This window comes from Rhodopirellula halodulae (genome assembly GCF_020966775.1).
Classification (GTDB): Bacteria; Planctomycetota; Planctomycetia; order Pirellulales; family Pirellulaceae; genus Rhodopirellula; species Rhodopirellula halodulae.
In genome coordinates this window covers 2163695-2185259 of the sequence record NZ_JAJKFV010000029.1, presented here as the reverse complement: position 1 = coordinate 2185259, position 21565 = coordinate 2163695, and the positions used below count along the sequence as shown (strand labels likewise).

The window sequence follows — 21565 nt, the reverse complement described above, 5'->3', positions numbered from 1 at the left end:
CTCGAACTCCGCCGGCCTTTCCCATCAAGCTCGCTCGCGGCGGCAGATGCTGCTGCAGTGCGGCGGCGGATTCGGTTCGCTGGCGTTGGCCAGCCTGCTACCGGAACTCGCGATCGCAGGCCCATCGTCGGAAGCCCCCTCGCCCTTGGCGACCAAACTGACGCATCATCCTGCCAAAGCAAAGAGTGTCATTTTTTTGTTCATGGATGGTGGACCCAGCCATCTCGACACCTTTGACCCCAAGCCCGATCTGAACAAATTGGCGGGCAAACCGATCCCCGAAAGCTTCGGTCGGGTGCTGACGGCGATGGGCGAGTTTGATTCGCCAATCTTGCCGACTCAGCGGAAATGGGCGCAACACGGCGAAGGCGGATTGTGGGTTTCAGACTGGCTTCCACACACAGCCAAGATGGCCGACGAACTAGCAGTGATTCGTTCGGTCTGGACCAACGGGATCAACCATTCCGGCGGCATTTGCCAAATGAACACGGGCAGCCAATTTGCCGGCCGACCATCGCTCGGTAGTTGGGTCACCTATGGCCTAGGCACCGAAAACGAAAACCTGCCCGCGTTTGTTGTGATGCAGGAAGGCAAAGGACGCGTCATCAACGGAGCACGCAACTGGGGCGCGGGTTTCATGCCTGCGGTGTACCAGGGAACGACGATGCAGCGTTCCGGATCCCCGTTTACCAACCTGGATCGCCCCCAACACATCGAAGGAACGCAACAACGCGCAGCGTTGGATTTCTTGTCGCAACTGAATGCCGCCCATGCGGTGGAGCGTGCCGACAACAGCGAACTCGAAGCCCGCATCCGGAGTTTCGAACTGGCGTACCAAATGCAGTCGCATGCCCCCGAAGCGGTCGACCTGTCCCAGGAAACCGAAGCGACGAAGAAGCTTTATGGCCTGGATCAAAAGGAGACGGAGGACTACGGCCGACAACTCTTGATGGCGCGGCGGTTGGTCGAGCGAGGTGTCCGGTTCGTTCAGTGTTATCACGGGGCGGGCAGTAAATGGGACGCACACGCCAAAATTGAATCCAATCACACCCGCATGTGCGGCGGAATGGATCTCCCCGTCGCGGGCTTGATCCAAGACCTTAAACAGCGCGGCCTACTCGACGAAACGCTCATCGTTTGGGGCGGCGAATTTGGACGCACACCAATGAGTGAAAAAGGTGACGGTCGCGACCACAACCCAACCGGATTCACGATGTGGATGGCGGGCGGTGGCGTTCAAGGCGGTCAAGCCTACGGAACCACGGACGACCTGGGGTTGCACGCGGTGGAAGATCGCCTGCACGTGCACGACATCCATTCGACGGTGTTGCACCTGATGGGCATCGATCACCGGAAATTGGTCTATCTGCACAAAGGCCGCCCCGAACGCATCGACCAAAATGAGGGCCGAGCGTACAAGAAGATTGTGAAAGCGACGTAGAGAAGCTTCGCTGCTGAAAATCAGAGTCGAACCGTTGTCCCAAACGGTTCCTTCAGCCGAAGCCCAAAGGGTTGCGTCGTTGTCTCGATTCTAGATTCAATCGCGTCCGTTCAGCGTGGTTCGACGACGTTGGGCACGCAAACGTTTGGGACAAACGTTCTACTATGAAACGTCCGTAAACGTATGGGACAAACGTTTTACTCTGGAACGTCCGCGAAAACGCCGTTGGGGCCCGCATTCAACACGGGCGTGGAACCGAGAGTCACCTGGCTTTCCCAGTCATCGTGGATGTGACCACAGACGGCGAAACGTGGTTTCTTTTCCAAGATCACTTCGCGAATGGTTCGGCTGCCTCGAACACGTCCCGTGCTGTCTTTGTCGACCGTGTCCAACGCGGGCGAATGCGTGATCAAAATTGCGTTTTCAGGACAATCGGCCAGCATCTCCCGAGCCTGTTCCTCGTCGAAGTCATAGCTCCAGGCACCAAACGGCGTGACCGGGATGCCGCCGCCAACTCCCCAGATCGGAACCGCTTTTCCTTTCAGCTCAATGTCGCAGCCTTCACCATGCAAAACCGTCGCGGCTTTCCACTCCTTCGTCGCGTCACGAAGTTCTTCGACCGTCTCTCCGTTGCCGGGAACAAGCACGGTCGGCGTGGTGATCGCACACAGGACATCCAGTGTGTCCGACAGGCCTTCGTGTCGATTGGCAAAGTCACCGGCACCCAAAACCAGATCGGCTTCGTCCGCCATCTTCACCAACTGACGCGCCGCGATGTGGTTGCGATGCAGATCACTGAAACAAAGAACTCGAAGTGTCATGCGAGACTCATGTCGCGAAATGGAAGAACAAACAGAAACGAGATGAGTTGACAGGTCGCTACGTCGCGTTCGCCATGTCGGCCAACTGAATTGTGGCTCGAGACTGTTCCTTTTCCAAGTAAGTTCGCCCGAACTTCACATTGACGTGATCCCACGGAAGCTTGGCCATCATTTCATACTTGTCATGGACTTGATGTTGCACATCGATTCCCGCGTCCTCGATCGCCTGCCACCAACGCTCCGCATCCAAGTGTTCGGTCCACCCGTCCATGCGAGCCCCGCGTTCCCACGCCAAACGGATTGCTTTTCCAGTTCGCCGGTCGCCCCGGCTGATAACGCCCTCCAGCAGACTCGTTTCTACATCGTGGCATTTGATATTCACGCTGCGGATCTTGCGACGTTTCCACAGATAATTGTGAGCCCAATGAAAATACTCACGCGACTGCATGCCATTCCACTGATACGGCGTATGAGACTTCGGCACAAAGTTTGAAACGCTGGCGGTCACGCGGGCGTAACGACCGTTGACCTCTTTTCCGACCGTGGAAATGGTCTCCGCCAAATCCACAATGCCATCCAAGTCGACAGGACGCTCACCGGGCAAGCCGCACATGAAATACAGCTTCACGCTTTCAAACCCATTCTGGAAGGCCGCCCGGCAACCTTCGATCAAATCGCTGTTTTTGATCTTCTTGCGAATTTGCTCACGCATGTCATCACGAGCCACTTCGGGGGCCAACGTCAACGATTTGCGTCGCGTGCTCCCGAGCAACTCGGGCAACGTTCGCAACTGATCGTTCACACGCAGGCTTGGCACGCTGATGTTGACATCCAAAGGCACAAAGACTTCGTGAAGGCGACGCACCAATTGTTCAAAGTGCGGGTAGTCGCTGCTGGAGAGCGAAAGGATGCTGATCTCGTTGAAGCCTGTGCTGCGGTAGCTTTCCAAAGCGGCTTCCACAATCGTGTCCACCTCGCGAATTCGCAGCGGTCGCTTGATCACCGTGCTTTGACAGAACCGACAAAGGTGCGGACACCCACGCATGATCTCAATCGCAATTCGGTCGTGCACGCAATTGACGTAGGGAACGATGGGTTTGGTCGGCAACGGAATGCCATCCAAATCGCTGATCACGCTGGGGGCGATCGTTTCCGGCACGTCATCGCGGGTGCGTGAGATTGACTCGATGCGATCGTTCTCGCCGTAGTGCGGTACATAAAATCGCGGCACATAGGCGAACGGCAATTGCTGAGCCACGCGAGAAAGAGCCTCCTCGCGTTGGGCTCGACCTTCTTCGCCACTGGCGTAAGTCCCATCCGGACGACGATATTCTTCGCGAAGCTGAATCCAGAGATCACAAATCTCCGGCAGAGCAGGCTCGCCATCACCCGTCACCATCACGTCAAACACGTCGGCCATCGGCTCGGGGTTTTGACAGCAGGGGCCACCCGCGACCAACAACGGATCTGCCATGGTCCGATCGACCGCGTCCAGTGGCAAGCCACCCAAATCGACCATCGTCAAAACGTTGGGCGAACTGATTTCATACTGCAGCGATAGTCCGATCACGTCAAATTCGCTGAGCGGCGTGAACGTTTCCAGCGTGTATAGCGGCAGGTCGTGCTCGCGAAGTTTGGCCTCCATGTCTGGCCACGGCGTGAAGACTCGCTCGGCACACCAATCGTCACGGCGGTTGATCATCGAGTACAGAACCTGCAACCCGTGATGACTCATCCCGATCGTGTAGGCATCAGGAAATCCAATCGCCAATTTCCCGCGAAGATTGCGATGATCCTTGACGACGATATTTCGTTCCCCGCCAACGTACTGAGCCGGCGTTTGCACGTGGGGCAAAACGCGAGATTCCAGTTTTCGTCGCAGTTCGTGATGAATCATACAAACAGAGCCAAATACAAGTCGCAAATTCGAGGGTGAGCCATCCTAGGCCGGACCGTCCCATTAAAGCGAATCATGCCGCCGGAGTCATCCTCAACCTCATTGGGGTTTCGACTCGAGTCCGATAAATTGACGCAATCTGCGATGCAACCGGCCAAAATCAGACGCCGCATCAAGACTCGCGATCTACCAACCAAAGCAAAACCATGAGCGACTACGAAAGCGTCGGGAAAGTATCCGACTTTGAAGACAACGTTGGCAAAGCCGTCCCAGTCGATGGCCGTATGGTGGCTGTCTTCAAAAAAGGGGACGAGTGGTACGCCATCGATGATCTTTGCCCGCACATGGGCGCCTCCTTGGCAGAAGGCCATGTGGAAGGCGAATCCGTGACCTGTCCTTGGCACGCGTGGCGTTTCTGCATCAAAGACGGCACCTGGGAAGACAACCCGCGAACCAAAGTCGACTGTTTCGACGTCAAAGTTGAAAACGACGAAGTCTGGGTCCGCGAAAAACCGGACGCGGAGTGACTCCGGCGTGAGTGGTCTCGGAGACCGCTTCATGGACGCATCGTCTGTCGACCTTCTCGCGTTTTTCTCGAACCGACCGCATGCCGCAAACAATCTTTCTGGGATGGAACCGTCCGCTGCTCGCCTCGACCGCCGCGTGGTTGAAAGAGCACTGGCTGAAAGACAACTTCAAAAGCAAACCAACCTGGGACCTGTCGCAAGTCGATTTGGTGTTTCCTTCGCGTCGCGCCATCGATCGGATGCGAGAGCTTTTGCAGGAAGAAGCGGTCTCCGCTGGCGTCCGACTGCAACTCCCGCGAATGGTCACCGTCGGTGATCTGCCGTCGCGTTTGTACGAATCTCGCGACACAGCTCTCGATTTTGAACAAACCTTGGCTTGGGCCCGAGTCCTCTCATCAACCGCCCCGGAGGACCTTTCGGCATTGGTTGCCACACCGCCCGCCTCCGACGCGGCGGACGCGTGGTTGGAACTGGGCGGTACGATGCGACGATTGCACAACTCCATCGCCGCGGAAGGTTTGACCTACACGGATGTGCTCGGTCTTTGCGATGGCAAAACCGAAACGCGGCGTTGGCAATTGTTCCTGCGATTGATGCAGCAATACCAGGCGGAACTTCAGTCCGCTGGCAAAACGGATCCCAACGAAGCCGAACTGGAAGCGATTCGACAACGGGCATGCCGCACCAACCGATCGATCGTTTTGGTTGGCACCACCGACATGTCCAAACTGTTGGTGCGGATGCTGAACCAAGTTCAATCATCCGTGACCGCATTGGTCGCGGCACCGGAATCGGAAGGTCATCGATTCGATCGCTATGGCAACTTGGTTTCCGCGCAGTGGCAATCCCATCATTTGCCGTATGAACCCAGCCACTTGATTCCCGCGGGCGAGATTTCCGACCAAACCGCGGCGATCGTGGAAACGCTGGCTGAATTTGGCCAGTCCTACCGGACCGATCAAATCACCATCGGCGTCACAGACGAATCCCAAGTCGATCCCATCGAAAACCGATGTGAATTGCTCAATGTTGAAACGCATCGCCATTTGGGACACCGAGTCGGCCAAACCGCGATTGGTCGCTTGATGCATTTGGTGGTGACGTACCTTCAACGTCGCACCTGGCGTTCATTGGCGGCGCTCGTTCGACATGCCGATGTCACCGCGTTTGTCAGCAATCGCTTGTCGAACGAACCGACGTCGCTGCAATGGCTGCGTCAGCTCGATCAATTGCTGTCGTCCGCGTTTCCTCGTTCCGTCGACGAACCGCTGCCGGAAAAGGTCCCTCAATCTCGAATCGCAACTGAAATCCGCGACGTGCTGGATCATTGGCTGCAACCGTTGCTGGCATCGGCCCCCAAACCGATTCGAGATTGGAGCGTCGTTGTGCAAGGCGTTCTTGCCACGTTGCACGGCGACGTCGGCCAGCAACTGCTGCTAAGTTCGCAGGCAGAAGACGATTCGGAATCGGTCAGCGATGACGCAACAACATCACCCGACCCCCAATCGCTTTCCCGTACTCACCGTGCCCTGCAGGCCGTCTTTCGTCTCCTGAACCGATTTGCGGATTTGAGCCCATCACTGGACGAGCCCGTTGAAGGTTCCGTTGCGATGGAGATGCTCGCCTCGCGAATTCGCGAGGTGCGTTGGGTGGATGAGCGAATGAAGTCCCAAGTCGAGATCCTGGGATGGCTGGACTTGGCACTGGACGACTCACCGGCGTTGGTCGTTTGTGGTCTGAATCATCCGTTTGTTCCCGAAGCTCAATCCGGCGATCCGTTTCTGCCCAAAAAGCTTCGATCGACGCTGCACCAATCAGCCAACCAACGTCGCTACGCCCGCGACGTGCATGCGATGCAGCAACTGCTTTCATCGCGAGAATCCGTTCGCTTCATCGTCGGTGCTCACTCGGCCGATGGCTCCCCAACGCCACCATCGCGTCTTCTTTCGGCGGCCTCGCCAGAGGACTCTGCCCGTTTGGTTTGCGACGTTCTGACTCAACCGCGACCGAAGATTCGTATCGAACCGGCTCAGCCAAAGTCCGCTTCGGCGCAACCCCCCGTTGACATCGAACGCTTTTACTCGCCGCCGCCACCGGAACCGGGACGCACGATCCAAACGTTGAGCGTGACCGCGTTCTCGGCGTACTTGGCTTGTCCCTATCGCTTTTATCTACGACACGTTTTGAAGTTGCGTCCACTGGACGATTCCCCCTTGGAATTGGCCGCCAACCAGTTTGGGGATTTGGTTCACGGTGCGCTCGAGAATTTTGGCGAGAGCGATTTTGCCAACGAGACCGATCCCAAACGCGTCGAGGAAGCTCTGCTTGCCGAGCTGCATCAATTCGCGGCGATTTATTTCGGCGATAACACCTCGACCACCGTTAAGCTGCAAGTCCGCCAGGCCCAACGCCGATTGAAGACCGTTGCCCTGCGACAAGCGGAACGTGCCGCCGCGGGATGGAAGATCCATGCCGTGGAAGCATCCGTTGACGAAAAGAAGGTCGACGAGAAAGGCAACCCAAAGAAACCAACAGGCATCTTGCTGGACGGCGAGTTCACGGGACTTCGCGGACGCTTTGATCGCATCGATCATCATCCCGAAACCGGTCGATGGGCAATCTTGGACTACAAGACGCACGGTTATCATCCGGAAAAGAAACACCTCAAGAAACAGCCGGACGGCTCGACGCAGTGGGTCGACTTGCAACTGCCGCTTTATCGACGCTTCATCCCCGACCTTGGGATCGATGCGTCGCCAGATCAAGTCGACTTGGGTTATTTCAATGTCGCGGAAAAAGACACCGAAACGCAAATCAATTTGGCTGAATTCAGCGATTCACAATTCGCCGCCGCTGACGAATTGATTCATCACTGCGTTCGCGAAATTCGAGCTTGTCATTTCGAACCCAATCCGGAGGGGGTTGAGTTCGATGATTACGAAATGATGATGAATCAACGCGTGTTTGTCCCCATGGATGAGGAGGAGTCTTTCGAATGAGCCATTCATCCGAACATCCTTTGTTTGACGACAACCCGTTTTACGAATCGGACGACACAGGCGAGTCGTTCGACGACATCAACGCTCAATTGCACGCCAGCGTCCTCGACGAATCGGAACACGAATTCGAAGACGCGGCGCCCGACGATTGGGACTACGTCGTCGAGTCGCCCACCACGCTGCGAGAGGCTTTCGAACCCACGCTTGTCCGAGCGTCCGCCGGGACCGGAAAGACGTATCAACTCACGGCCAGATTGCTCAAAATCTTGCTGACGGGAGCGTCGCCGGAAACGATTTTGGCGACCACGTTCACGCGGAAAGCGGCGGGCGAAATTTTGGAACGGGTGCTGATCACGTTGGGCAACGCCGCGATTGACCCGAGCGAGAAAGCTCTGCAAGCGTTGCGACAACAAGTCGGAATTGAAGGTCTGCCACAACATGTCTGCGGTCAACTGTTTCACCGCCTGCTTCGCAACATCCACCGAGTTCGCATCTGCACGCTGGACAGTTTGTTCTCACAACTTGCGCGAGCCTTGCCGTTCGAATTGGACCTTCCGCCTGGTTGGCGACTCACGGATGAAGTCGAAGAAATATGGCTGCGACAAGTCGCGATTGGCAACCTGATCGAATCGCTGAATCCATCCGAAACTGAAACCTTGATTTCGATGCTCAGTCGTGGAGATGTCAAACGCAACATCGCTCGCGAGCTGATCGATGTGGTGGAAAATACCTACCACCTGTCTCGACAATCCGACTCAGAACGCTGGGACCAACTCTCCGTTCCGGAACTTCCTGACTCAGCCGAAATCACTCGCGTGGCCGGCATGTTCCGACTGGCCAAACCACCGCAGAAGACGCTCGTCAAAGCATTGGAATCAGCCGCCGATAGCCTGGAGATGCGCGACTTTTCTCCTCTCGTTGATGCGACGCTGATCAAAAACATCTCCAAAGCTCGACTCACCGGCGAAGAGGTCAAGTTCGGACGCAGCAAGTTCCCCGATGGTTTGTCAACTGATTTCGACTTGCTTTACGAGATCGCTAAACACGAATCACTGTCGTTGCTACGCAGTCAAAACCATGCGACGGGAACGGTCGTCGAACACTACGACACACTGATTCATCTGGTCAAACAAACCCAGCGTGCGTTTGCCTTTGACGACATCGCGGTTCGTTTGGCGGATGTGTTCACTCAGCTCGACAACGCCACCGTCCAAGACCGCTTGGACGCCTCGATCGATCACTTGCTGCTGGACGAATTTCAGGACACGTCGCCCGTTCAATGGCAAGTGCTGAGGTTGTTGGCGGAAGCGGTGACCAACGATGCGTCTCAATCAACCTCGAACGTCATCGATCCCAAACGGTCCAAATCATTCTTTTGCGTCGGGGATAACAAACAAGCGATCTACGGTTGGCGAGGTGGTGTCGCGGAGATCTTTGACGCCGTCGACCAGCAAATTGCCGGTGTGATTTCGAAGCAACAAGATGAAAGCTATCGCAGCAGCGCGGTGGTTTTGGATTCCGTCACTCAAGCGTTCCAAAACTTGAAACGCCACCCGATGGCCGACGCCCCGGATCCGCCCAACCCCGCCGACAAATCACTCTACGAAGCGAAATCACTCAAGCAGTTCGCTGGACGTTTTCCCAAACACACCGCCGCGAAAGAGTTGCCTGGCTACGTTCAGTTTCGCACCGCGACGCTGAGGCTTCGGAGCGAAACGAATGAGGAGTCCGGCAAACCGAAGAAGCCTTCGGCGGCCGAAATCGCGGACGCTTTGCTGGATGACGTCGCCAAACAGATCAGTGAACTGCATCACGAGGCACCTCACTTGACGATCGGTGTGCTCACCCGAACCAATGGGACGGTGGGCTCGCTGATCAACCGGCTGGAACACCTCAACGTGGACGTCAGTGCGGAAGGTGGTAACCCGCTGGTTGACTCGGTCGCCGTGCGATGGATTCTGTCGGCATTGTTGATGTGCGAACATCCGGGCGATGGTCGTTGGCGATTGCACATCGCTCACAGTCCGTTGCAATACGTTTTGCCGTTGGGTGACAAGGACGGCCCGGAACAAGCCGCCGACGAACTGCGTTCTCGCATTGAGAACCAAGGGCTCGCGAAAACAATTCTGTTCCTTGCCAAGTCTTTGATGCAGCATTCTGACGAACGGGAAACGGTTCGGCTGGAACAATTGATCGAGCTTTCAACGCTGTATCAGCACACCGCCGAGAGCCGACTTCGCGACTTTGTCGAACTGGTGCACGAAAAACGGGTGCAACGTCCCCGAGCCGCCAAGGTCCGCGTGATGACCGTTCACCAATCCAAGGGACTGGAGTTCGACGCGGTGTTCCTACCGGAACTGCACAAATCCCTGGTGGGACGTCCGCCTCAATGCTTGGCCGACATACCTGAAATCGGACAACCTGCTCGTGGATTGAGCCGCTTTGTTGGCGAGGCCCAATGGCACTTCCTACCAAAACGCTGGCAGAAGGTTTTTGGCGGCTCAGTGGCTTCGCGTTTGACCGAGGCGTTGTGTTTGCTGTACGTGGCCATGACTCGCGCGCGACAAGGGCTTTATCTAATCACGCCACCTGCCGCGAAGTCGGACTTCAATCTCAAGACCTCCGCCTCGTTGTTGTATCACGCTTGGAGTTGCGAAGCCGACGCGACCACGGAGGGTGAAATGCTCTACGAAAGCGGCAACGCCAATTGGTTTGCCAACGACGACGTTCCAACGACCAAGTCGACGGAGAAAGAAGACATCCCAAGTCGCCGATTGACATTCGTCTGAGCGATCAGGACACGACCGCCCCGTCCGGGGCGTGATCACGCGTCGCACGCGTTCCATTCGCGACTGGTTTCCCGCCAACCTGTCTCGTCTCGGGGCTTCCGCCCCGAGCTACCGACGCAGACTCCTCCGGAGTCATGGCTTCAATCTGGTCTGCACGGAGTAACCGCCTCGGAGGGGCGATCGTTCGTAGCTCGGGGCGGAAGCCCCGAGAATTGTAACCCGCGATAACTCGCCCCGGATGGGGCCGTCGAGGATTCGGATGTCCAAAGCATTTCAATTCATTCGAATACATACCGTAGATCGAATTGAATGTTGTGCCGTTGCAACATCGCCTTGAACTCATCCTGGAAGGTCAACTTCTTGTGGTGTTCTTTTTGGTTGGCGATGTATGCCTTCACGCTTGCAATCGAAGATTCACTGACGGAGAACGCACCGTATTTGTTTTACCACTGAAACGCCTTGAGGTCCGGGAATCGATCCTGCACCCAACTGCTTGTGTTCGACTTCACGTCACGGACGCAATCGGCAATTGATTGAGATTGGTGTATCGCGACCAAGAGATGAACATGGTCTTCGATGCCACCCGCGGCAAGGAGGGAGTGTTTGCGTTTGCGAAGGATACCGCCGATGTAAGCGTAGAGGTCCTCCCGTAAAGAATCTCGAATCCAAGGTTTGCGATCTTTGGTGCTCCAAACGAAGTGAACACGCAAGTTGGTGAACGCCATCGAAAGCCACCTTGGTTCAGTGCTAGCGAAAACGTTCGAGTGTAGCAGTACGACGGCCCCCTCCGGGGCGTGATCACGCGGGGGATCCATGATTCTCGGGGCTTCCGCCCCGAGCTTCCAACGATCGCCCCTCCGAGGCGAATGAAATGACTCCGGAGGAGTCTACGTCGAGAGCTCGGGGCGGAAGCCCCGAGAACCGTTCGCCAAAAAACACAACATCGCCCCGGAGGGGCCGGCGTCTGGCTTGGCGCTACCAAACCAAACCAAACCAAACCAAACCAAACCAAACCAAACCAAACCAAACCAAACCAAACCAAACCAAACCAAACCAAACCAAACCAAACCAAACCAAACCACACCAAACCAAACCAAACCAAACCACACCAAACCAAACCAAACCAAACCACACCAAACCACACCAAACCACACCACACCACACCAAACCACACCACACCAAACCACACCACACCAAACCACACCAAACCACACCACACCACACCACACCACCAAACCACACCACCAAACCACGCCACCAAACCACGCCACCAAACCACGCCACCAAACCACGCCACCAAACCACGCCACAAAAACCTCGCCACCAAAACCACGCCCCAAAGATCGCGGCAACTCACCGCATGCGATTCGATCCCTTGGGAATTGCCCCCTCGGCGTTCCTCGTTTAGGCTTTCGGTTGTGAGGAGCGAGCCGTTTTTGGCACGCATTCAGGCTTCCTGCCGTTTTGTTTTTCTTTCGATCCAATCGATTTCCCCTGCTACAACGTGGCGTCTGTTTGACGCTGCTGTTGGTGCTGGGGTGTGGCATGATTGGACTGCCCCTCACCGCTCCTCGGCCTGAAAAAACCGGCCGGTTCCCTTGCGAATCGTGCTCCTGCGGTTGTTCCACCGCTGCCCATTGCTGGGATAAATGTTGCTGTCACACGGACAAGGAAAAACTCGCCTGGGCCGCAGAACATGATGTGATGCCGCCCGAATTTCTGGTCGCTCGTGTGGAGGCGTCTCGACAGCCACCCCTCGACGCATCCGTCTCGAAAACGCAAAACACCCGCTCGACTGGTGGCGGTTGCTGCGGCCCCGATTCCGATGGCCCGCCGGATAACTTCGCGTCGCTGATGCAAAGCATGGCGGCTCACTCCGCGAAAAAGGCTTGTGACACGAAGCCAACCTCTTGCTGCGGCACTTGCGGTGAGAAGAAGAGCTGCGATGCAGCGGACAACGCGACTCATCCAACACGCTGGGTGCGTTTGCAAGATGCCGCGAAATGTCATGGCATCGATTTGGTGTGGAGTCTTCTCGCGAGCAGCGTTGTCGACTTCTCTTCTTTCCAATGGAACGCCATCGATCCGCCCTTGTTGTTTCGCCTGACACTGTCAGACGAACACGCGGTTGCGATGAGCCTCTGTCCGGAACCACCGGTTCCCTAACGAGCCAACTTGAATCGCAAGTTCACATCTGACGTTCGCCGTCCTGTGTTCACTGCGTCTCTTTCAAACGTTTGCAATCGGCTCGTTGCTGTGCCCGTCGATCACGCGATTCATGCGCGACGACCAAGCCCAGAGAACACCGCTGCCGCGTTGGTGCACGAAGGCTCGCTCCTCACAAAAGTGTGGTCTTCATCGCTGACGCGGGAGCGACCTCGCTGCTTTCGATAGCGAGATGGGACGTCACGGCGGCTGAATCCGCATGGCTTGATAGCGATTCCCTGCAAACGCCTTCCAGCCTTCATTCGTGCGACCAGTCGTGATTCGACGAGTCTCACGAAACCGCTGGCGGTACGTCATCCCGTTTCGTGTGGCGCCGTTGCGCCCGATCACTCGCTCAATAATCTCCCGCACACAATCTTCACAACACATGACACATTCCAATCACCCCACCCGGCATCGAGGTTTCACCTTGGTGGAATTGCTGGTGGTCATTGCCATCATCGGCGTCCTTGTCGGATTACTGCTCCCCACGGTTCAAGCCGCTCGCGAAGCGGCTCGACGCATGCAATGCAGCAACAACTTGAAGCAAATCACGCTGGCGATGCACAACTACGAAAGCACTCACCGATTGCTTCCAACCAACTACACCAACGGCAGCAGCACTGCTGGCAATTTTTCGGTGTTCGCTCAGATGGCACCGTTCTACGAGCAAGGCAACATGCTGGACATGATCCACTTTGATCGTCCGCTGAATGTTGGCTGTTGCCCCGGGACTTTGGTCGCACCACACGACACCGCGGCGAAGACCCCGATTCCCATGTTGACGTGTCCCAGTGAGGACCACGATCGAACCTACTTCGTCACCACGCTCTCAGGCAGTGGCCCGACTCAGGCCTATTCCGCCACGACCTACGGCATGAATTTCGGCACGGGCGTCGGCACCCTCTACGATTCGCGAATCAAGACTGATGGCATTCACTGGATCAATGCCAAAGTTGGATTCGAGTCGATCTTGGACGGATTGAGCAACACAGCCGCTTTTGCCGAACACTTGTTGGGAAGCCCCGAACAATCGCCGTCCGAGCCAACGGAGAATCATCTTCGCAAACGGGTCATGATGAATGTTAGGTGTGCTTTCATCAGCCGATCGATGCCGCCCAGCACCCCTGGGTTCTCTGGTTTCTTCTTGCCGGAAGACCCTAACGCGATGGAAGCCTACGTTCGATCCAGCGGTCTGCATCGCGGCTGGTCCGGTCAACGCGGAGCTGGCTGGATCAACGGCCGCGAATATTGGACGGGTTACTCGCACTACCATCCGCCACAAAGCCTGATTCCCGACATGGCCAGTTGTGGCTGGGGTGTGTTCGCGACGCGCAGCAATCACCCCGGAGGAGTCCACGTGTCACGCTGTGACGGAAGCGTTGGCTTCGTCACCGAAAGCATTGACCTGGAAACCTGGCGCGCTCTCGGTACGCGAAATGGCCGTGAGATCCTGGAATCTTTCTGATTACGAACACTGCATACCTAAAGCACCAACCCTTCACATACGAATACACCATGTTGAAAACATTGTTTTTGGCCGCCTTCGCATTTTCTTGCTGCCTCACGCTAAACGTGTCCGCCCACGACACTTGGATCCAAACCAACTCGCCGATCGTCCGGACGGGCGAAGTGGCTCACGTCGACTTGCGTCTTGGCAATCACGGCAATCACCATCGCGACTTCAAGTTGGCTGGTTTGCTGATGCTGGACTGGACATCGATGGACTGGATCAGCCCCTCAGGCAAACACGTTGACCTTAAACCAGATCTCTACACATCCGCCTCGGCTGAAAAGCAGGGCTACTGGACCACGCCAGTGACTCTGGATGAACCGGGCGTGCATCTCTTCGTTCAAAAACTGGATCGAGTCATGAATCATGGCAAGTCGATCCGAAGCATCCGAACCTCCAAAGCATTTGTTATCTGCAGCCCAACGCTGGACAACATCTCAATTGATTCGCACAGTCATTCCACACCCGCCGGCTTGCCATTCGAATTGGTGCTCCATCAGTGTCCAGTGACGGACATCGAGGTTGGTCAACCCATCACTATCACCGTGCTGCACAACGGGGAACCTTTGGCAAACGCACTGGTCGCATTCATTCCCGAGGGCGAAACTCTGACGGGTGACACAGATCCCGACCACGAATTCACCACAGGCACCGACGGGACGGTGTCGTTCACTCCGTCGAAAGCAACCCGCTATCTGATCGCGGCTCATCACACGGCGATGGACGAAAAGAGCAGGGACTACGAATTCACCAGCTACGCGACAACCATCGCGTTGCAAATTCCCAATCGCGTTTTCGCTCAGCCAGCGAAATAGCCACGAACTCGATCCGATGGTCTGGGGCAAATGGAAGCAGCGTTCCGGCGTGTGGAAGCTTCATTTCTCGCCGCCACACGCTTGCCCCGACCCGGCTCGGTCTGCCCAGCCTGGCTCGTTCTGCCCCGGCCTGGCTCGTTCTGCCCCGGCCTGGCTCGGTCTGCCCCGACTGATCGGATCGCCATCTGACCGATTGCGTCTTTCGGGCTACAAGGCGGGTGGATCCTGCAGTAAACTGGCACAACGTGAAACCGGTTTCCTTTGGAGTTTTCTGACTCCAGCAAAGATTTCGCGACTCGCCCGCTCGCTCACCCGACATCCAATTCCCGGCCGATGCCCAAAGTCCTGGTTCTCTACCACACCAACACCCAGAATACGCGGCGGATGGCGGAGTTGGTTGCCGAAGGTGCCAAGCAACTCACTGATGCTGAGGTTCGGTTGCGGCACATTGACGAAGCCGATCACACGGACCTGGATTGGTGTGACGGGCTCGCCCTCGGTTGCCCCACGAATTACGGAACTGTCAGTTGGCAAATGAAGCGATGGTGGGATGAACAACCCATTGAAAATTGGGGCAAACGCGACGGCAAAATCGGCTGCGTTTTCACATCGGCAGGTGCCTGGGGCGGCGGCCAAGAATGGACCTGCATGGCCCTGATGTCGATTTTGATCAACTACGGATTCCTGGTTTTCGGACTGACGGATTACACCGGGGTCAAATTTTCAGCGCACTACGGCGCGATCTCGGCCGGCGGTCCCGACGAAGAACGTGTGCAAGAAGCTTGCCGTCGGCTCGGCCGTCGTTTGTCGGAATGGACTGCCAACATGATTGATGGGCAAACGCAGGCTCATCCGCTGAACCAGACCTACGAACGATTCAAAGACTTGGGCAAATAGCGGTCGCTCGCCCAATTCAATCCCCTTTTGACTAACTTGGCTTTTTTCCTTCGACCCCAACGTCGTCATCCCCACGAGGTTTTTCATGTCAGCTCGCCAAAAACTGTCTCGGCGTCACTTCCTTCAAACGACAGGTGCCGCCACAGCCGCCGGGTACTTTGCAGGAACCAGTAGCCTCGGACGCGCCCAGGATTCCCCCAACGACCGCCCTGTCTTCGCCACGATCGGGCTTCGTAACCAAGGCTGGACAATCACCGCCAAGTCCTTCAAGTACGCTGACTTCGCCGCACTCGCTGACGTTGACGCGAACGTCTTGGGCGAGAACATCAACAAAGTGAAGGAACGTCAAGGCAAAGCTCCCGAAGGTTTCGCCGATTACCGCAAGGTGCTCGAACGCAAAGACATCGACGCCGTGATGATCGCGACTCCCGATCACTGGCACACCAAGATCGCCGTCGAAGCCATGCTGGCGGGTAAGGACGTCTACTGCGAAAAACCTCTGACGTTGACGATTGATGAAGGCAAGTTAATCGAAAAAATCGTCAAGCAGACCGGTCGCGTTTGCCAAGTTGGCACGATGCAGCGAACCGAGAACGAACAGCGTTTCCTTCAAGCCATCGCTCTGATTCGCGAAGGCCGCATCGGTGACATCAAGAAAGTCACTTGCGGAATCAATGGTGCCACTGGCTCACCCGTGATCCCCGCCATCGACGTTCCTGAAGGACTCGATTGGGATTTCTGGCTCGGGCCGGCTCCCAAAGTTCCCTACCGCGCGTTGCCGGAAATGCGAAAAGGCTACGGCGGCGGTGTGCCTCTTTACACGAACTGCCACTACGCTTGGCGAAATTGGTACGAGTACTCCGGAGGCCAGATGAACGACTGGGGTGCCCACCACGTCGACATCGCGACTTGGGCATTGGGTGCCACGGAAACGGGACCAAACAAAATCACCCCGGTTAGCTATTCCTTACCCGTTGATTACAAAGACGGACACGCAACGGTTGCCGACCAATACAACTCGCCAACCAAATTTGAAATCCACGCCAACATGCCCGGCGACATCCCACTTGTCATCACCAGCGAAGGCGACAACGGAATTTTGTTCGAAGGCACCAAGGGCCGCTTCTTCGTCAATCGAGGAAAGATCGTTGGCAAACCCGTCGAGGACCTGGAGTCCAATCCACTTCCCGAAGGCGCCGTGGAAAACGTGTACGGTGGACCGGTCGCTGAAAATCACACGGACAACTTTGTCCAAGCCATGCGGAAACGCACGCAACCGATCTCGGATGTTTGGTCGCACAACCGCATGTTGGAAACCTGCCACTTGGCCAACATCGCGATCCGGTTGGGTCGTGAATTGAATTGGGATCCTGCCAAACGCGAAATCGTTGGCGATGACGAAGCCAACTCGTTCCTGTCACGCGAAAGTCGCGTTGGCTACGAGATCGACATGTGATTTCAATCTCTTAAAAACGGCAACCGCAATGAAAGCGAGGAGCGTGAACACTCACACTCCTCGCTTTTTTATTGCTCACGCGATACGAAACCGCCTCAACACGACGAAGCTGAAACCGCGATTTTCGGCAGCATTGCTGTTTCGTCAACTGATTTCACGGACGCTCCCTGCACTGGAAAGCCCAGTTCACCAAGTTCGAACGGCAAAGTAAGTGTCACATCAGACGCGGTGATCCGATTGAGTTTCCAATCGCCCCATCGCCACCAAGACAACGTCTTTTCCCATTCGCGAATCGCCGAAAGCATTTCCAGGCGGCGAGGGTGTTGCCGCTCTTGCAATTGGGACAACACGCTCCAGGCCCCAGCAGCCAAACCGTTCATCAACAGAGCCGTCGCGAAGTTCCGTTTGCAGTGCTCCGGTACTCCTTCGCGATCAGTGACTCCGTTGCCGTCCAACACGAATTGTCGGAACACGCCCAAAGCGGCTTCGCTTCGTCCCAATCGCATCAGGCAAACGCCCAGTGCGTTGCGGACTTCATACGACTTACCCGCCGAGTTGAGACTTGCCACCGCATCTTCGTAACGTCCTTTTTGGATCAACGAGTACGCATGATGGAGCGTCGTAGGCATAGGAGTCTTTGCAGACGCCTTCGTAGATTGTGTGCTTCGATGATTGGAGTGAGTGGATTGTTTTGAGGTGCGCGCACGCATACAGATTCTTTCCAACAAGAATAGTGAGAAAACAGAAGAAGGACCAAACTCGTTGATCTGCTAAATCTGCAATCGCACCTGCGTGCTGACCAAAGTTGGGTGGGACGGGCCGCGAACGGATGCATCATCTGGATTGCGGTCGGCACACTGGCCAATCAGCCCTCGATGAGCGCATTGCAACGCAGGCGATGCATCCAGAGACGAAGGCTCCCACCGTTCTCGCTGCAACGCCCAGGGCGCGAACGCGGTGCGCCCGCTCACCCATTGATTGGGCAGTGTTGTGTCGGCCGAATCGAGTGTAACAACTTGACAATCGTGCCCCCTTCGCTCGTAGGACTGAGCGGAGAGGAATCCCTGGCCGACACAGACCAGCAGCAGCATGCCCCACAGCAGTTGTTTCGCCGACCAACGCACACTTTTTGGCAGCATGACAGCCAAGGCGTTCTGATAGGAGTCGGCAAAGGGGAACATGGAGATCGCCGTTCGATTGAACGGGGTTCGAAGGTTTGAGAATCGCCGGCGAAGCACCGGCCGGCTCGCGCCGGTCCGCTAAAAACGGGGCGATTTAGCGTTTGCTCGCCGATTCATCATTATCGAATGACGCAGTCGTTCAGCAAGAGATCCAATCTGAAAAAGGGCGAAACAGTTTGCCGCCCCGCCAATTTTCTACCTACCGGCCCGCGAACTTTTTCGTTGCTTTCTTGATCGCTTGTTGCTCTTTGGCGGGATCGTGGTTTGGGTTGGGCTCGGTCGGCACCGGTGCGCTCGTTTGCTTACGCCACGCCACCAGTTTGCTGTGAAGCAGTCGCGTCTTGAGTGGGTTCTCAATCGCCAAATTGTTCGTTTCTCCGGGATCGCTCACCAGGTCATACAGCTCCAGCCCGCCATCCTCGAAGTACTCGTGCAATTTGTAACGACCATCGCGAATGATGCTGCATGGTCGACTGCGATAAAGCGGATCACGTTGACCATCGATCCGGGCATAACTTTGGAGATACGCGGGAAAGTGCCAATACAAGGCTCGATCAGCGATGCCCGATTCCTGAGTCAACAAGGGTACCAAGCTCACGCCGTCAAGTTTCTGGTTTGCCGGAAGTGCAGCACCCATCATCTCGCAAAAGGTCGGGTACAGATCGGCCGCAATGACCGGCACCTCACACGTCGTGCCAGCTTCCACCACACCCGGCCAAGTCACAAAAAACGGCTCACGGATACCGCCTTCGTAGTAAGTACCTTTGTAGCCTCGCAGTGGATCCATCGAGGTCGCCGGCCCGTAACCTCCGTTGTCGCTGGTGAAGACGATCGCGGTTTTGTCTTCGAGGCCGAATTCCTTGAGTATTGCAACCATTCGCCCGACGCCGTCATCGACGCTTTCGATCATCGCCGCCATCACCGCGTGATCGTGCAACGTCCCGGGTTGCTTGGCTTGATACTTCGCGACCAATTCTGGCTTGGCTTGCAGTGGCGTGTGCACGGCAAAGTGTGACAGATACAACAACCAAGCCTCGTCGCGGTGTTGCTGCATGAACAGGATCGCCTCCTGACTCAGCCGATCGGTCAGGTACTCGTCTTCCGAAGCATCTTCGAGCCCGGGTGCCTTCGGGTGCGGTGGGAAATAACCTTTCGGAGGACTTCCCGAATGCGTCCCGCCAACGTTCACGTCAAAACCATACGGCAATGGATCGTCGCTGAGGTGCCACTTGCCAATCATGGCCGTCTTGTAACCCGCCGCCTTGGCTTGATGAGCCCACGTGCGGATGTCGGTGGACAATGTGTCGGTGCCGGGCACATGCATCAAGCTTCCATGCTTCGGATTCCCACGGCGTTCGGTGCCGACGTTGTAGATCTCATGACGAGGCGAATACTGCCCCGACAGCAAACTCGCTCTCGCCGGAGCACAATTCGCGGCACAGGAGTACGCGTTCGTGAACACCATGCCTCGTTCTGCCAACGCGTCCAAGTGCGGTGTCTCATAGAAGTCCGATCCCATGAACCCGGCGTCTCGCCATCCACAGTCGTCCAAATAGATGAACAGCACATTGGGCGTTTGCGAGGTGGGCTCCGCCGACCAAGCCTTCGTGACGAAACCGAGAGCAAACAGACAGGCGAGGAGTGGCGTTCGCATCGAGATTTGAAGAGTTAGAGTTGCATGTAAAGGGATGACCAGGTGCAGCTATCGATCAGACGAAACGTGACCGATTCAATCACTGGGCGAAATTTTGACCAATCGTTCCTGGCGAGAGCTTCCTTCGCCAAAGCCAATTCGAAGGAACAGCGATCCCTCGGCGACGGCGGGACTGGCGTAGCAATCGGAACCCAATTGATTCTTTGCAAGCTGCCGAAATTCATCGCCATCCGCCGCGAACACGTAGTGATTTCCGGACAAGTCCGACACATAGATTTGATCATTCACCAGGACCGGCGAAGCACTGAAATTGCCTCCCAGACGTTCACGCCATTTCACGCTCCCGTCTTCGATTGACCAACACATGGCCACACCGTTGTCAGTCACGCCGAACAAGGAGTCTCCGTCGGTGATCATCGACGGCTCGTATAGCTTGTTGCGATCTGACCAAAGCAACTCACCCGTCGCGGAAAAGCACGCGGTCTCTTTGTCGGGGTAGCCTCCGGAAGCGAATAGCCGATCACCGGCGGTCACAATTGTCCCGCAAGTCGCTTCCGCGATCGCCGGCGTTTCCCAACGAGGCTCGCCCGTCGCCGGATCATAACTGGCAACCCGATCCCCACCGCTGATCAACAACTGATCCATCCCACCGAGATTGGCGATCATTGGGCTGGAATAGGTACTCGCGTCGCCCCGTGCACGCCGCCAAGCAATCTCGCCCGTCGCGGAATCCAAGGCGACGATGTATCCGCCCCCAAAGTTGTCGGCCGCGACAATCACAAACGATTGATAGAACAGCGGCGAAGGCGCATAACCAAACTTCGATGCGAACGCTCCGATGTCGGTTTGCCAGATCACTTCGCCTTGCAGATCCACCGCCGTGACGAAGATCCGACCTTGGTTCAAAAAAGCGATGAGGATCCGTTGGCCGTCACAAGCGGGTGTCGTGTTGGCGTTGGTCGCTTTTTGATGCACCTCACGATTCGCGGGAAAGCCACCTTCGTGGATGACTCGTCGCCAATTCTCCTCCCCCGTGCTGCGATCGTATGACAAAAGCATTTGTTGCTGTTTGCCTTCGTCGGCACTGGCCAAAACAACTTGCTCGCCGATCACAATCGGACTGCTGTGCCCGCGACCGGGAACATCCGCTTGCCAAGCGACATCGCTCCCCGGGTTCCAATTCGCGGGCGGAGCAGCACCATCGATCGTTCCATCCAAGTTGGGGCCTCTCCACTGAGGCCAAACCAGGTCGACCTCCGATTCAGCTCGTTCCGTCAGGGCAACCCCGCTTTCCCCCACCGAGACTTCATCCACCGGTGTCGACTTGCGACAACCAACGCCACTGACCACCATCATTCCCAACAACAAAA

General features: G+C 56.3%; 16 protein-coding genes and 1 pseudogene. 9 read left to right on the top strand and 8 right to left on the bottom strand.

Translation table 11 applies throughout. The features are described 5' to 3' along the window. The first annotated feature begins 46 nt into the window (after positions 1 to 46). Entirely contained in the window at positions 47 to 1441 is a 1395-nt protein-coding gene (locus LOC70_RS20815; protein ID WP_390889097.1) for a DUF1501 domain-containing protein, read from the top strand. A gap of 197 nt (positions 1442 to 1638) precedes the next feature. On the opposite strand, the gene LOC70_RS20810 is transcribed toward LOC70_RS20815, so the two are convergent. Beyond that, entirely contained in the window at positions 1639 to 2262 is a 624-nt protein-coding gene (locus LOC70_RS20810) for a metallophosphoesterase family protein (protein WP_230255894.1), read from the bottom strand. A gap of 58 nt (positions 2263 to 2320) precedes the next feature. Then, entirely contained in the window at positions 2321 to 4159 is a 1839-nt protein-coding gene (locus LOC70_RS20805) for a TIGR03960 family B12-binding radical SAM protein (protein WP_230255893.1), read from the bottom strand. A gap of 206 nt (positions 4160 to 4365) precedes the next feature. Between LOC70_RS20805 and nirD the strand changes: the two genes are divergently transcribed. From nirD to LOC70_RS20790, 3 genes are all read left to right on the top strand, one after another. After that, positions 4366 to 4686, top strand: coding sequence for a nitrite reductase small subunit NirD (gene nirD, locus LOC70_RS20800; RefSeq protein WP_230255892.1), 321 nt, complete (start codon positions 4366 to 4368; stop codon positions 4684 to 4686). 80 nt (positions 4687 to 4766) lie between these two features. Beyond that, positions 4767 to 7685 carry a PD-(D/E)XK nuclease family protein gene (locus LOC70_RS20795; RefSeq protein WP_230255891.1) on the top strand — a complete coding sequence of 973 codons (2919 nt, stop codon included), beginning with the start codon at positions 4767 to 4769 and terminating at the stop codon, positions 7683 to 7685. Continuing rightward, positions 7682 to 10474: a UvrD-helicase domain-containing protein gene (locus LOC70_RS20790; RefSeq protein WP_230255890.1), complete on the top strand. Its 2793-nt coding sequence runs from the start codon at positions 7682 to 7684 to the stop codon at positions 10472 to 10474. Before LOC70_RS20795 ends, LOC70_RS20790 begins: the two co-directional genes overlap by 4 nt. 278 nt (positions 10475 to 10752) lie before the next feature. On the opposite strand, the pseudogene tnpA reads toward LOC70_RS20790, so the two are convergent. Next, positions 10753 to 11199: pseudogene (tnpA, locus tag LOC70_RS24665) on the bottom strand (IS200/IS605 family transposase). A gap of 250 nt (positions 11200 to 11449) precedes the next feature. Further along, entirely contained in the window at positions 11450 to 11779 is a 330-nt protein-coding gene (locus LOC70_RS20775) for a hypothetical protein (protein ID WP_230255887.1), read from the bottom strand. A gap of 399 nt (positions 11780 to 12178) precedes the next feature. On the opposite strand from LOC70_RS20775, the gene LOC70_RS20770 reads away from it, so the two are divergent. The 5 genes from LOC70_RS20770 (at position 12179) to LOC70_RS20750 (ending at position 17360) form a co-directional block, all read left to right on the top strand. Then, entirely contained in the window at positions 12179 to 12640 is a 462-nt protein-coding gene (locus LOC70_RS20770) for a hypothetical protein (protein WP_230255886.1), read from the top strand. A 427-nt stretch (positions 12641 to 13067) separates the two neighbouring features. Then, positions 13068 to 14147, top strand: a complete 1080-nt coding sequence (locus LOC70_RS20765; protein WP_230255885.1) for a DUF1559 domain-containing protein — start codon at positions 13068 to 13070, stop codon at positions 14145 to 14147. Positions 14148 to 14197: 50 nt separating this feature from the next. Then, on the top strand, positions 14198 to 15007 hold the full coding sequence (locus tag LOC70_RS20760) for a DUF4198 domain-containing protein (protein WP_230255884.1): 810 nt from the start codon (positions 14198 to 14200) through the stop codon (positions 15005 to 15007). A gap of 333 nt (positions 15008 to 15340) precedes the next feature. Further along, positions 15341 to 15904, top strand: a complete 564-nt coding sequence (locus LOC70_RS20755; RefSeq protein ID WP_230255883.1) for a flavodoxin family protein — start codon at positions 15341 to 15343, stop codon at positions 15902 to 15904. A gap of 85 nt (positions 15905 to 15989) precedes the next feature. Further along, positions 15990 to 17360, top strand: coding sequence for a Gfo/Idh/MocA family oxidoreductase (locus LOC70_RS20750; protein ID WP_230255882.1), 1371 nt, complete (start codon positions 15990 to 15992; stop codon positions 17358 to 17360). 95 nt (positions 17361 to 17455) lie between these two features. Here the strand turns inward: LOC70_RS20750 and LOC70_RS20745 are convergent, their stop codons facing one another. The 4 genes from LOC70_RS20745 to LOC70_RS20730 form a co-directional block, all read right to left on the bottom strand. Then, positions 17456 to 17989, bottom strand: coding sequence for a tetratricopeptide repeat protein (locus LOC70_RS20745; protein ID WP_230255881.1), 534 nt, complete (start codon positions 17987 to 17989; stop codon positions 17456 to 17458). 141 nt (positions 17990 to 18130) lie between these two features. Further along, entirely contained in the window at positions 18131 to 18541 is a 411-nt protein-coding gene (locus LOC70_RS20740) for a hypothetical protein (protein ID WP_230255880.1), read from the bottom strand. Positions 18542 to 18740: 199 nt separating this feature from the next. Further along, positions 18741 to 20195: a sulfatase gene (locus LOC70_RS20735; protein WP_230255879.1), complete on the bottom strand. Its 1455-nt coding sequence runs from the start codon at positions 20193 to 20195 to the stop codon at positions 18741 to 18743. A 75-nt stretch (positions 20196 to 20270) separates the two neighbouring features. Next, positions 20271 to 21548 (bottom strand): outer membrane protein assembly factor BamB family protein, encoded by a 1278-nt coding sequence (locus tag LOC70_RS20730; protein ID WP_390889096.1) that lies wholly within the window; start codon positions 21546 to 21548, stop codon positions 20271 to 20273. Between the last annotated feature and the right edge of the window lie 17 nt (positions 21549 to 21565).